We start from the raw sequence: 13,110 nt of genomic DNA on the forward strand, positions 1-13,110 counted from the left end.
ATGCCCGCACGACTGAAGAGCCTGATCCCGAGCTCCATCAGGCACAAGCTGATTTTGGCTGCCGTCACCTGCATCGTCGTTCCCGCCATCGTCAGCTTGATTCTGTACAATTCGTTAACGAAGGAAGCCTTGAGGCAGCAGGCGGTATCCAACGCAAGCGATGCCCTTCAGCTGGTCCGCGGATCGGTGACGAATCTGCTCTTAAGCAAAATCAATATCGCCAATTACATTCAGATGAATTCCGGTTTAAATTCCTACTTCAAGCAGGTGGTCTCCGGCAACGAAGACCCGGATCCTTACCGCAGGTTCATAGAATCTAACCGGGTATTGGAGCATCTGGACAGCTTGACGGTCGTTGGCGAGAAAAGTTATGTCACCGTCATTCTGGAGAACGGCTCCTATTACATGAATTATTCCGTAAGCGATTACAATCCGCTTGATTACAGGCAGCGCCCATGGTTCGGCCAGATTTCGGAGCTGCAAGGCTTGGAGTCCTTGTGGACGGAGCCGGAGGCCACGATGTTCCGCTCCGATCAAATCGATCATCCGACGCAATTATCGGTGGTGCGCACGCTCCGGCTGCCGGATTCCGAAATTTACGGCTACGTGATCGTGACCTTCATGGAAGATCAGATCAGCGGGATCTTCAACTCCCTTTCGGAAGGCAACGATATGGTGCTGCTGGATGCCAAGGGAACCGTCGTTTCCGGCAGTTATCAGAACCAGATCGGAACGACCTTTGCCTATCTCGATGACTTGGATCAAGAGAAGCCCTACTCAATCGTGCCGATGAATGGGGAGAAACAGCTGATGGTTCACCAGGACATCCCCTTTGCCGGGTGGCGGCTGGTGCTGATGCAGCCGTACAAGGATGCGATCGTCAATATCAACTCGATTTTCAACCGGGTGTTCTGGTTTCAGATGTGCTCCTTCCTGATCTTTCTGCTGCTGCTCATTGCGCTTGTCCGCGCGTTTACCCAGCCGTTAGTCAAACTCGGCAAAGTGGCGTCCTCCGTGCAGCGCGGAAACCTGGAAGTCAGGTCGAATGTTCATGGCAATGATGAGGTTGGACGACTGGGTCATTTATTCGACGACATGCTGGACCGGTTCAAAGCCATGATCTCGGAAATATCCGAGAACCAGGCGAGAAAACGAAAAGCGGAGCTCCGAATGCTCCAAGCCCAGATCCATCCTCATTTTCTGTTCAATGTCTTGAATTCGATCCGAATGAAGGTCATGAAACGGGGCGATCCCGAGAGCGCCAAGATGATCGGCTCCTTATCTGTACTGCTCCGCATGACGATCAGCCGCGAGGAGGACGAGATTGCGCTTCACGAAGAGATCGACCTGATCTCGCATTATATAGCCCTCATGAACCTTCGGCAGAAGGAGGAGGTCAGGCTGGAGCTGGATCTCGCGCCGGAGGCTTTCCTCTTCAAGGTGCCGCGCTTTTTTCTGCAGCCGATCGTGGAGAATGCGTTAATCCATGGGCTCAACCAGCAGGCAGGGACGATTCGGATTGCAGCCGCCATGAAGGGCAGGCATCTTGTGCTGGCGGTGAAGGACGACGGCATCGGTATGGATGCCGCCATTCGGGAGTCGATTGCCCGGAGAATCCAGGGCGGATCCGCCGGATCCTCGATGCAGGAGGAGGCAAGCGGAGGCAGTTTCTCCCATATCGGTCTGCAAAATGTGATGGAACGGATGAGCATTGTGTTCGGCGAGGCTTTTCAATGCCACGTCTACAGCGAGCCTGGCCAAGGAACGGTGATCGAAATGTTTATACCGGAAAGAGGGAATGCGGATGTATAACGTGATGCTGGTAGACGATGATTATCCCGTCATTGAGCTGTTGTCGGAGGCCATCTCGTGGAATGAGCTGGGCTTGAATCTGATGGGAAGCTATGAGAACGGAATGAGTGCCTGGGAGGAGGCAAGGTCTTCGCCTCCGGACATTCTGATTACGGATATCGGCATGCCCAAAATGAACGGGCTTGAGCTGTCCGCACGCATCAAAGAAGTGAAGGCCGATGTGCGGATCGCCATTCTGTCCTGCCATAACGAGTTCCAATACGCCCAGCAGGCCATGCGCTTGAACGTGCAGGATTATCTGCTGAAGGATACGCTCGACCCCGAGGAGCTGGCACAGCTGCTGAGGCGGTTCAAGCAGGCGATGGACGAGGAAGCCCAGAAGGGCTGGGAGCAGTCGCGGATGGTCCATCTGGTGGACGAATCCAAGGAGCTGCGGAAGGAGCAGAGCCTTAAAAATTTCATCCATCAGCCCTTGCTGTCCACCGAAACATGGCGGCATGAGCTGTCGGAGTACGGAGTGCTGAAGCCGGGTTATCACTGCCTACCCGTGGTCGGCCATCTGGAGGATGTCCGGGAGATCAAGCACCGCTTCGCTTCCAACCAGACGCTGCATTTTGCTCTGGGCAATGTGCTGCGGGAGGTGCTGGATCAACTGAATCCGGATGCGGTGCATGTCCTATACGATGCAAAGTCTTCGCTGCTCCTGTTCGCGTATCGCCCCGGCTTGGGCAGCAACATATACGATGAGGCCGCAGCCTGCTTGAAGGAGGTGCAGCGGACGCTCGAGCGCGTGCTGCGAATTCGCATGTCGTTCCTGATCGGCCGGGGGTGCGCGGATCCCGAAGGCTTAAAGGCAGGGCTCAATGAACTGCTAGCCTGCCGGCATCAACGATTCTATCTGGAGCCGCAGGAGATATCCAAACTGAACGGAGCGCTTGAACAGAAAAGTCTGCATGGGAATCCCGATCTCTTCGTTTATTATGACCGGGCCAGTTCGGAGCTGCGGGAATCGCTGCTCGGAAAAGAGGGGTTATGCGGGGTGCGCGACACGGTCGATCGGTGGATCTCATGGATTCAGGAGAAGCGGTACGCACCAGAATCGGTCAAGGACTGGGTATTGAAGCTCCTGCTGGATCTGAAGCTGAGGCTTCATCTCCTGCATTCGCTGTCACCTGCGTATACGGCCGATGCGCTGCACAAAGAGATCATGGACATGGATTCCCTGAACGAGCTGAAATCCTGGCTTCACGATTATTTGGAATCCACCATGCAGGCTATGGACCGGGGATTCGGGGGCAGCAGACGATCGGAAGTGGCGGAGGCCTGCAAATACGTGTCCCTTCGGCTTGATCAGAGGATCACGCTGGATGACGTTGCGGGCTGCCTGCACCTGAATCCGAGCTATTTCAGCCGCATGTTCAAGAAAGAAACCGGCGTCACCTTCATCGAATACGTCACCCGCTTGAAGATGGAGCGCGCCAAGGAGCTGCTGCGGCAGACGGACCGCACGGTCGGTGAAATCTGCGAAAGTCTGGCTTACGACAATGTGAGTTATTTCAGCAAAACATTCAAGGCGTATGCGGGGGTAACCCCCGTAGAGTTCCGGAACGGTTGAAAGGCGTCTCCAACAGGCGTTGAAACGGGAAGGAGGAGGGTCTTAGTCCGATGAACAGGATACAGGAGCTGACAACGATTGCAAACGGGATGGCTCCCGCCGATCTGCGGATGTATTACAAAGGTGGGGACCAGAGGTCCTTCTGGGAAGACATCCGGAGAAGCAAAGATTACGAGCAGGACATATCCGAGATTCGCGAGGAAGGGGAGCGGCTGCTGTCTGACCCGAACCCTCCGCTGACGTATGACTTGTTCACCCAGTTTTCCCGGCAGGGAACAAGGCTGGATTATGAGAAGGTTTATTTCGAGCGAAGGCGCCGGCTGAATACCTTTGCCCTGTTGACCCTTCTGGAGCCGGATAAAGAAGCGTACCGGACGGCTCTCCAGGAGATGATCTGGTCCATCTGCGATGAGTATATCTGGTGTTTACCGGCGCATGTGAACGCGGAATCGCCCGGCGGCATCAAGGGGACGATTGATCTGTTCAGCGCCGAGACCGGGTTTACCCTCAGCGAAATCCGCGTGCTGCTGCGGGACCATCTGCCTTCGCTGCTGATCTCAAGAATCGGGGAAGAGGTTGAAGCGCGGTTGTTCATTCCTTTTCTAAGCCACGAGCACGGCTGGGAGACGGCGACGCATAATTGGTCTGCCGTCTGTGCCGGTTCCATCGGCTCTGCCGCGCTGCTGCTTATGGAAAGCGGGGAATCTCTTGCGAAGGTTCTGCTGAAGACGGAGTGGTGCATGGACTATTACCTGCACGGCTTTGGCCCCGATGGAGCCTGTCTGGAAGGGCTGGGATATTGGAATTACGGGTTCGGGTATTTCGTGTATTATGCCGATTTGCTTCGCAAGCGCAGCAAAGGTGCGATGGACTGGTTTCGTACAGAGAAGGTCGGCCGCATCGCATTGTTTCAGCAGCAGGGCTTTATGGGAGGAAAGGCCGTCGTCAACTTCTCCGATTCGCAGCCGGAAAGCACAGTACATATCGGCTTGTCTCATTATCTGGCCGGATTGTACGCAGACTTCGAGTCTCCGCCGCAGTCTCTCCGGTCGGGTTACCGCGACGACCATTGCAGCCGCTGGGCTCCGGCTTTGCGCAACCTGATCTGGCGGAACCCCTTGCTGGCGGGAAGCGATTGGGAAGAGGCAAGTTATTATTTGCCCGATGCCCAGTGGCTGATCTCCCGCAGCTCATATGGAGACCAAGTATATGCGTTTGCCGCCAAGGGTGGTAGCAATCACGAACCGCACAACCATAATGATCTTGGGCATTTTATCCTGTACGGCGCCGGGGAAGTATGGTGCTCGGATCTCGGCTGCGGCGAGTACACGGCGGAGTATTTCGGCGAAGGACGGTATGGCTATGATTGCAACGGCTCCCAAGGCCACTCCGTGCCGATCATCGACGGCCATGTTCAGCAAGAGGGCCCGGATAGCGCCGCGGTTGTATGGGAAGCGGTGACGGGTGAAGCCGTGGATCGGCTTGCGCTTGAGCTGACCTCGGCCTACCGGGTTCCTGCGCTTCAGTCATTCACGAGGACGCTGGAGTGGAACAAGCAGGGGAACCGGCCGGAACTGACGCTGAGCGACCGCTTCACGTTCGATTCGCCCCCAGGCAGCTTGGTGGAGCGGATCGTGACGATGGTACAGCCCGAGCTGAAGTTGCTTGATGGCCGGTGGGTTGTCGCGTTAAGGAGAGCGGGAACTCATGAGCCCGGCCTGCTGGTCCACTACGACAGCGAGCTTGTCGAGCCTGAGCTGACAAGGCATGTCTTCCGTGATCACTTTGGCCAGGAAGCGGCTTGGTATGCCATGGATTTCAAAGTGAAGGCCCCTGGCTTGCATGCGAATATTGGCTTCAAATTTCAATTCATATGAACAGAGGAGTGGAGAGGAATGAAAACGGAGATCGCTTTGGATTGGTTGACGGAGGCCTGGGAGAAATCGCTTGCGAAGACGCAGCGGAACGTAACGCGGATTGGGGCGGGATTTCCGCATGCCAGCCAGAATGGAGTCTACCAGCTGGAGCCGCCGCATTGGTGGACGGCCGGCTTCTGGCCGGGAATGCTGTGGCTTCTGTACAATGACAGCGGCCTGGCTGAGTTTAGAACCACCGCCGAGCAGTGCGAGCTCATTCTGGATGACGTGCTGAACCAATATGTGCGCCTGGATCACGATCTCGGCTTCATGTGGACGCTGACGAGCATGGCCTCCTACAAGCTGACCGGCAACGAAGAGTCCAAGGGTCGGGTACTGAAGGCGGCAAATTACCTGGCGGCACGCTTCAACCTGAAGGGTCAATATATTCGAGCCTGGAATCCGTGGTCGGAAGGGGAGGATAACGCGGGGCTCGCCATCATCGATTGCGCCATGAATACGCCCTTGTTGTTTCTGGCCTCCGAGATCAGCGGTGATCCCCGCTACCGGCATATTGCCGAAGCGCATATGGATACGGTGGTCCGGGACTTTGTCCGGCCGGATGGTTCCGTCTATCATATCGTACGGTATGATCCGAATACCGGTGAGCGCCTGGAAGGGATCGGGGGGCAGGGCTTTGCTCCTGAATCCGCCTGGTCCAGGGGAACAGCGTGGGCGATTTACGGCTTAACGCTTGCGTACCATCATACAGGCAAACCGATTTACCTCGACACGGCCAAAACGGTGGCGCATTTCTTCCTGGCGAACCTGCCGGAAGATCATGTGCCGTTCTGGGACTTCCGCGCGCCGGATGAAGCCCGCATATATCGGGATTCTTCCGCCGGTGCCTGCGCCGCAAGCGGGCTGCTGCTTCTGGCGGACAAGGTGGATCAGGGACAGGCAGCCGTATACCGGAAATCCGCGGTCCGGATTTTGGAGTCGCTGTACCGGAATTACGGCACGTGGGACAACGATGAAGAGGAAGGCTTGATTCTCCACGGGACCAGTCATTATCCGGAAGGCAAGAATATCGATGTGCCCCTGATTTACGGCGACTTTTTCTTTGTCGAAGGACTGGCGCGGTTGAGAGAGAAGGGGCCTTTTTACTGGGAATAACGGAGATTGAAGCGGACGGATCGGGTACAAGGATAGGAACTAGAACAGAAACAGGAACAAGAAAAAGCAGAGGAAGAGGATAAGAGATGTAAACGCACCAGGAAATGAATAAAAGAAGCATCCCCGGAAATGGAGTGAGCATTTAAGATGAGTATACAGGTTACTGGGAATCCCGAGGGCGGCTTGCTCCATCCGGTTGCCCGGAATCCGCTGCGGACAAGAGAGGATGTGCAGGAAGCACTCACCCAACTGCTAGGGCCTCTAAATAAATGTTACACCGAGGGGCGCGCACGATTAATCCTCGACCGTTCGGGCGCCGACGCCTATGTCGATATTGCGGAGATGGAAGGCTTCTCTCGCGTGCTGTGGGGGCTCGTACCCGCCGTTGCCGGGGGATCCCATGGGGATCTGTGGGAGCTCTGCCTGCATGGGATACGCTCAGGGACGGATCCGGAGCATGCGGAGTACTGGGGGAAGGTTAACGACTATGATCAACGTCTGGTGGAGATGGCGGTATTCGGATTGGCCTTCAGCCTGATTCCGGAGCGGATCTGGCAGCCGCTGAGCGATGCGGAGAAGTCTAATCTCTATCAGTGGCTCGATCAGATCAACCATCACCCTTGCCATGATTGCAATTGGCTATTCTTCCATGTCCTTGTCAATGTCGGTTTCCTCAAGGTGGGATTGCCATACGATGCCGGGCAGTTGGAGAGAAATCTCCAACGAATTGAAGAGTTCTATCTGGATGCAGGCTGGTATAGCGACGGAATCGGGGGGCACAGCGATTACTACGTGCCGTATGCTTTCCATTTCTATGGTCTGATCTATGCGCAGCTGATGGAGGACCAAGATCCTGAGCGTGCCGGACGTTTCAGGGAGCGGGCGGCTTTGTTTGCCCAAGATTTCGTCCACTGGTTTGCCCCCGACGGGGCGGCTGTTCCTTACGGGCGCAGCTTGACATATCGCTTTGCCCAGTCTGCCTTCTGGTCGGCTGCGGCCTATACAGGGCTGGAAGGGTTTAGTCCGGGCCAGTTGAAGGGGCTGGTCCTTAGAAATCTCAGATGGTGGTTTCAGCAGCCTATTTTTGACCGGGACGGCGTGTTGACAGTGGGTTACGCTTACCCAAACCGAATCATGTCGGAGAACTATAACGCCGCCGGTTCCGTGTACTGGTCGCTGAAGACGTTCCTGATCCTGGCTCTGCCGGATAGCCATCCGTTCTGGACGGCCGAGGAGCAGGAGCTGGCGGAGACGGGACGCATCTCGGTGCAGGAGCATGCACATCTGGTGATTTGCCGTGAGGCGCAGACCGGCCATGTGGCCGCATTCAATACGGGCCATCCATCTACCAACGAGCATACGCATACTTCTGCCAAGTACGAGAAGTTTGTATACTCTACCGCCTTTGCGTTCAGCGTTCCGAGAGCGGAATGGGGGCTAGCCCAGGGAGCTTTTGATTCCATGCTGGCCCTTAGCGAGGGCGATCGACTGTTCCGGGTCAAACGCTTATGCGAGGAGACGCGGATACAGGAGCATGTGCTGTATGCACAATGGAAGCCATGGAGAGATGTGGAGGTACGAACATGGCTAGCGGCGGGACTGCCTTGGCATATTCGCATCCATCGGATCAGCACGGGAAGGAGTCTCGATGCTGCGGAAGGCGGGTTTGCGTTGGGCTTAGGTTTCCTGCATAGCTCCCGAGCGGGAGATGGAGCAGCTTCGGCTTCCGGCACTTTCGGCACCAGCGCCATCTATGGCATGCTCGGTTACGATACGGCAGAGCTCATCTATCCCCATGCCAATACCAATCTTCTGCGTCCCTGCACCGTCATTCCTACGTTAAGGGCGGCGCTCGAACCCGGAACCCATTGGCTCATATCGGCCGTGCATGGCACCCCCAGCGCTCCCGGCACTCCCGCCATTGAGGAGCCTTCCATGGAAGACGTGAAAGAGGGGCTGGGCGTCGAGATCTTGCAGCGTCAGATTTCAATCACCACGCAGACGGGGAAAGTCATCGTGATTCCGATGGACTAACAAGCAGGTGGTCTCACCCTAACAGGTATGAAGCAGTGGTTTGTCCGAGTTAATATAGATCATACAGATAGACAGGCGAAAACCGGGGGTCATTAACCCCCGGCTTTCAATATCATGGACTTCCGCCCGCGCGAATCATCGCAAGGACTTATTTTGTCAAATAGGAACTGGTCAGAGGAACAAACAGGGAAGTGCCCGGACCTTCCTCAACGATCTCCACAAAAATAAAATCGGCAGCCGATACATCGACGTCTACGCCGACCAGGCCATCTTCAGCAGCCAGGGACACCTTTTTGAGCGTTGAGTTGTTGTGGTCCATAATGACGATTTCTTGCGCACCGCCAGTCACGGCCAGCTCAAGATGCAGTTTGGCATATTTTTTACCCGTCATGATCTGGAAGCTGTTGCCTTGTTTGGCCGAATCGGTATGTAAATAAACGTCTTTATAATCCTTGCCTTTGTAGACCGTATCGCTGGAATCTTTGGTGTGCCAGGCTGATGTCCCCAATACGGAGGCTCCGAGCGAGCTTAATGATAACGGACTGGAGGTTTCGGATGGGGATCCCTGATTGCCGCCAATCAGTACTGAAGAAGTTGCGCTGTCATAACGAATGTCGATGTCCATCAGATCGCCTACAGCTCGCACAGGCAAGTACGTCGTGCCGTTGTAGGTGATCGGCAGCACGGTTTTACCGTTTGCGTCTTTCGGCGTTACCACCGTACCGTTTAACTTCAGGGAGATCTTGCTGTTCAAATAGGCTTTGATTGGCTCCAAAGCTGACGATGCCATAGCGCCTGTACCGATCCCCAGCGTGAGCGTACCCGCCAATAACCCATACAATACTTTCTTCTTCATTAAAACCCCTCCCAAAATTTAGGTTAATTTTCATGCTTTATAGTAGTAAAGTATCAGAAGGAAGTCAACCCTCTTTAAAGGGAAGGTCCGATCCTTCATAGCCATATACGGGTATCAGCTGTGCATTCGGGCTATGTTGGTTGCGAAAATGACTCTTTTACGAAAGCTTGCCAGAAAAGGGCGAGATATTTTCATGAAAAGTGATACAATGATAGAAATACGTAAATAAGGGTAGCGGAAGGATCAACGTTTACCTGGCAGCGAAGTGGGAGTGTGATCGAGAGAATGGAAGAGACGTATACGGCAAAACGGGCAGTCAGCATGGAGGACATCGTACGCGCACACCACGTGCTTCGTGAAGTGATCGTGCGGACACCGCTGCAGCGGGACGCTGTGCTATCGGCAAAGTATGACTGCGAAGTGTATTTGAAACGCGAGGACTTGCAGGTGGTTCGCTCCTTCAAGATCCGTGGCGCTTACAATATGATTCGCAGCTTGTCGGATGAGGAACGGGGCAACGGAATTGTGTGCGCCAGTGCGGGAAACCATGCGCAAGGGGTAGCTTTCTCCTGTAATGCGCTGAATATTAAAGGCAAGATTTATATGCCGAGTACGACCCCGAATCAGAAGGTGAAGCAGGTGAAGCGTTTTGGCGGGGGCAGTGTTGAGGTCATTCTGATAGGGGATACCTTTGACGATGCTTATGCTGAAGCGATCAAGGCCTGCGATGAGTATGGCATGACCTTTATTCACCCGTTTGATGAAGCGAAGATTATCGCGGGCAATGGCACGATCGGGATGGAGGTTATGGAGGAGCTGGACGCACCGGATTATATGTTTGTTACTATTGGCGGTGGGGGTCTTGCCGCAGGCGTGGCAACGTATGTCAAAACCGTCAGCCCAGCGACGCAAGTCATTGGCGTTGAACCGCTTGGGGCCGCATCCATGATTGAATCCAAGAAGCAGGGCGAGGTCGTCACGATGCATGAGATCGACAAATTCGTGGATGGCGCCGCCGTGAAGCGTGTCGGACAGCTGACTTATGATATATGTTGCGAGTTGGTCGATGACATCGTGACGGTTCCGGAAGGAAAAGCCTGCACCACCATTCTGGAACTGTATAACGAGAATGCGATCGTTGTCGAGCCTGCCGGGTCGCTGGCCGTGGCTGCGCTGGATATGAACCGGGACCGGATTCGCGGAAAAACGGTGGTATGCATCATCAGCGGCGGCAATAACGATATCGACCGGATGCAGGAAATCAAGGAGCGCTCCTTAATATATGAAGGGCTGAAGCATTACTTCATGATTAACTTCCCGCAGCGTGCGGGAGCACTCCGCGAGTTTCTGGAAGAAGTGCTAGGTCCAGACGACGATATCGCACGCTTTGAATACACGAAGAAGCATAACAAGGAAGACGGACCTGCCCTGGTGGGCATCGAGCTGTTAAGGCCCGAGGATTACGGTCCGCTGGTAGAGCGGATGCAGCGCAAGGGTCTGGATTATACGGAGCTTAACAAGAACATGAACCTGTTCAATCTGCTGATTTAAGAGGTACAGGCCACGATAAATAGGCACAGACCACGATCAAAAGCCGGATTCTCCTATAAACGGGAATCCGGCTTTTTTCATACCTATTCATTAGGTTGGTGATCCTGCTGAACATAGGGAATGGTTTGTGGTTCGTTCGTCTAGTCGAGCGGAACCGCCTTCGCACGATATTGCTCAACCTCCTGGGTCAGCTTGTCCTTGTTGCTCTCAAGCACTTCAGACCAGGACTTCAGCTTTTTCAGAAGAGCGCTTTTGGAGACGGCGTCGCTGTCCTTAAGGACGTTATCGAAGGCTTGCCGCACTTCCGGATCGAGCAGATTGTCCTCGTACTTGAACAGTGGCGTATTGTTGTAGCCATAGAATAAGCTTAGCTCGGTAAAACGAAGCTTCAGCTTCACATCAGCGGCCCGGTTTGATTTGGGATATGCCGTGATAAAAGCCTCCTGCGAAAGTCCTCGTTCAATGACCTCGGACCAAGGGATGACCAAGGCCGCATCACTGACCGCAGGCTTCTCGGATTCCACGATCATGATGTCGATATAGGCTTGAAGATCCTTATTGATGTAAGACTTGTATGGTTTCAGTGTCGTATAGTCAATAATCGGGAAGATGACGCCTTCGGTCGTATACAGTCTGTAGCCACTGTCTCGCAGGTTGATGAGCACCTTGCGCAGCGTGTCGTCCTTGGCTTTGTTAATGGTGGTGTTAATCGGCTCCCCGTATTTGTACAGGTTCATCAGCTTATCTTGAATGCCGATTTCATACACCTTGTCGGTTTTTGCCGGGAGCGCATCATTCATCGCGTTCTCCAGTTTGAGCACCAGCATGGTCGCCTGATACGTGGTTACGCTGCGGATATGCTTGGTGATGTAAGACTTGGCATAAGCCACATCGGATTCCTTCAGCAGTTTACTGGCTTTGTTGTACACCGCATTGCCGAAGGCGGTAGCTATGCTTGAGACGGCGGTTGAACTAGCTTGTGATACGGATGCAGTTGCTGCGTTAGCGATGACGCCGGTCTGGATCGATAGAATAAGTGCAAGGATGGCAGCAATCGCGGATTTTTTGGATTTTGACATATATATTCCTCCCTTACCACACATTACCCTTATCCTATCATCTTCTATAGAACATTAGTTTACATTGATCGAAAAAATATTAAAGATTTTGTTAAGCTCCGGCCGCGAATCCATGACGAGTTTGTATTATTTGCTCGAAAAAAGCAGTTTCGTCCCGACGATTCCGACCAGGAATATGACGAGACTGATCCATGGCGCTATCGTCAGAACCGGCAGCAGCCGTCCCAGCCACACGCCGGCTACCAGAATCAATACGGTGATGGCGACATAAATTCCCATATTGCGAACATTAATCTTGCGCTTGTCCTCCTCCGGCTTGAAGGTGTCGCTCTTCATCCATCTTAACAATGCGTGGATAAGCACATAGGAACCGCCTGCTATCAAAATCAGGGTGGAAATACGTACCTGCGTCATGCGCTCAACCGGCCCTCCGGCCCACATCGTGATGAATCCGACCAGCGCTTGGACGAAGAAAAACCAGGTTAAGGCAATCCAAGGGATCATGAAATGGTATTGGAGACTGCTCAGGCCTTTTATTTTTGGCAGCTGCTCCACGAGCTCCTTGCAGTAGGATTCGGGATCGCTTCCGAACACATCCTCGGCGCTCCTGCCCTTGGCTTGGGCATCCAGCAGGTGCTGGGCGATTTCAAGCAGCAGTTCCTCGCCTTTTTGCTCCTGCACGAAGCTGCTGCGGATATAGACCACCATGTCTTGGTAATAGCTAAGATTGTCAGGCGTCATGGCATCCTGGAGTCGGTTGTTCTCTTTGATCATTTGTTTGGTATTCATCTTCACTGTCCTCCACGGGTAAGAATATGGTCCACACTATCTTTAAGCGTTCCCCAATGTTCCTTGAATTGTTGAAGAACATGCAGACCTTTATCGGTCAGATTGTAATATTTACGGGGCGGTCCCCCGGCACCGGGCGCAGGCCGCAGTGTCCCTTCGATAAGCTGGTCTTTCTGCATACGAAGCAGCAGGGGATAAATGCTGCCTTCGCTTACAAACGTTAGTCCGCTGTCTTCCAGCAGCGTGCTAATCTCATAACCATATACCTCCCGATGCTCCATAAGAGAGAGAATGCAGCCTTCGAGAATGCCTTTTAGCATTTGACTTTGGGTGGTCATGAAT

General features: G+C 54.0%; 10 protein-coding genes. 6 read left to right on the top strand and 4 right to left on the bottom strand.

Annotated elements, in window-relative coordinates:
- From MHH48_RS05050 to MHH48_RS05070, 5 genes are all read left to right on the top strand, one after another.
- Nucleotides 1-1,812: a sensor histidine kinase gene (locus MHH48_RS05050; RefSeq protein ID WP_076325585.1), complete on the top strand. Its 1,812-nt coding sequence runs from the start codon at nt 1-3 to the stop codon at nt 1,810-1,812.
- A complete protein-coding gene (locus tag MHH48_RS05055) occupies nt 1,805-3,427 on the top strand; it encodes a helix-turn-helix domain-containing protein (protein WP_076325584.1) in 1,623 nt (540 codons plus the stop codon). Before MHH48_RS05050 ends, MHH48_RS05055 begins: the two co-directional genes overlap by 8 nt.
- A 50-nt stretch (nt 3,428-3,477) precedes the next feature.
- Nucleotides 3,478-5,304 carry a heparinase II/III family protein gene (locus tag MHH48_RS05060; protein ID WP_076325583.1) on the top strand — a complete coding sequence of 609 codons (1,827 nt, stop codon included), beginning with the start codon at nt 3,478-3,480 and terminating at the stop codon, nt 5,302-5,304.
- 18 nt (nt 5,305-5,322) lie between these two features.
- Nucleotides 5,323-6,459: a glycoside hydrolase family 88 protein gene (locus MHH48_RS05065; RefSeq protein ID WP_076325582.1), complete on the top strand. Its 1,137-nt coding sequence runs from the start codon at nt 5,323-5,325 to the stop codon at nt 6,457-6,459.
- A gap of 147 nt (nt 6,460-6,606) precedes the next feature.
- A complete protein-coding gene (locus MHH48_RS05070) occupies nt 6,607-8,493 on the top strand; it encodes a DUF2264 domain-containing protein (RefSeq protein ID WP_076325581.1) in 1,887 nt (628 codons plus the stop codon).
- A 148-nt stretch (nt 8,494-8,641) separates the two neighbouring features.
- Here the strand turns inward: MHH48_RS05070 and MHH48_RS05075 are convergent, their stop codons facing one another.
- Nucleotides 8,642-9,349 (bottom strand): hypothetical protein, encoded by a 708-nt coding sequence (locus tag MHH48_RS05075; protein ID WP_076325580.1) that lies wholly within the window; start codon nt 9,347-9,349, stop codon nt 8,642-8,644.
- 285 nt (nt 9,350-9,634) lie between these two features.
- Here MHH48_RS05075 and ilvA point away from each other — a divergent pair, with 285 nt between their 5' ends.
- Nucleotides 9,635-10,900: a threonine ammonia-lyase IlvA gene (gene ilvA, locus MHH48_RS05080; protein WP_076325579.1), complete on the top strand. Its 1,266-nt coding sequence runs from the start codon at nt 9,635-9,637 to the stop codon at nt 10,898-10,900.
- Nucleotides 10,901-11,040: 140 nt separating this feature from the next.
- On the opposite strand, the gene MHH48_RS05085 is transcribed toward ilvA, so the two are convergent.
- From MHH48_RS05085 to MHH48_RS05095, 3 genes are all read right to left on the bottom strand, one after another.
- Nucleotides 11,041-11,979, bottom strand: a complete 939-nt coding sequence (locus MHH48_RS05085; RefSeq protein WP_076325578.1) for a hypothetical protein — start codon at nt 11,977-11,979, stop codon at nt 11,041-11,043.
- Between the two features lie 126 nt (nt 11,980-12,105).
- Nucleotides 12,106-12,768, bottom strand: coding sequence for a DUF1129 family protein (locus tag MHH48_RS05090; RefSeq protein ID WP_076325577.1), 663 nt, complete (start codon nt 12,766-12,768; stop codon nt 12,106-12,108).
- 2 nt (nt 12,769-12,770) lie between these two features.
- The gene (locus MHH48_RS05095) at nt 12,771-13,106 is read right to left on the bottom strand and encodes a PadR family transcriptional regulator (protein ID WP_076325576.1); all 336 of its coding nucleotides are present in this window, start codon (nt 13,104-13,106) and stop codon (nt 12,771-12,773) included.
- Between the last annotated feature and the right edge of the window lie 4 nt (nt 13,107-13,110).

This window comes from Paenibacillus sp. FSL F4-0100 (assembly GCF_037993005.1).
In the GTDB taxonomy this organism is placed as follows: Bacteria; Bacillota; Bacilli; order Paenibacillales; family Paenibacillaceae; genus Paenibacillus_AQ.

Coding starts and splice junctions, on each gene's coding strand:
- MHH48_RS05050 (WP_076325585.1), top strand. CDS start 1: ATGCCCGCACGACTGAAGAGCCTGATCCCGAGCTCCATCAGGCACAAG.
- MHH48_RS05055 (WP_076325584.1), top strand. CDS start 1,805: ATGTATAACGTGATGCTGGTAGACGATGATTATCCCGTCATTGAGCTG.
- MHH48_RS05060 (WP_076325583.1), top strand. CDS start 3,478: ATGAACAGGATACAGGAGCTGACAACGATTGCAAACGGGATGGCTCCC.
- MHH48_RS05065 (WP_076325582.1), top strand. CDS start 5,323: ATGAAAACGGAGATCGCTTTGGATTGGTTGACGGAGGCCTGGGAGAAA.
- MHH48_RS05070 (WP_076325581.1), top strand. CDS start 6,607: ATGAGTATACAGGTTACTGGGAATCCCGAGGGCGGCTTGCTCCATCCG.
- MHH48_RS05075 (WP_076325580.1), bottom strand. CDS start 9,349: ATGAAGAAGAAAGTATTGTATGGGTTATTGGCGGGTACGCTCACGCTG.
- ilvA (WP_076325579.1), top strand. CDS start 9,635: ATGGAAGAGACGTATACGGCAAAACGGGCAGTCAGCATGGAGGACATC.
- MHH48_RS05085 (WP_076325578.1), bottom strand. CDS start 11,979: ATGTCAAAATCCAAAAAATCCGCGATTGCTGCCATCCTTGCACTTATT.
- MHH48_RS05090 (WP_076325577.1), bottom strand. CDS start 12,768: ATGAATACCAAACAAATGATCAAAGAGAACAACCGACTCCAGGATGCC.
- MHH48_RS05095 (WP_076325576.1), bottom strand. CDS start 13,106: ATGACCACCCAAAGTCAAATGCTAAAAGGCATTCTCGAAGGCTGCATT.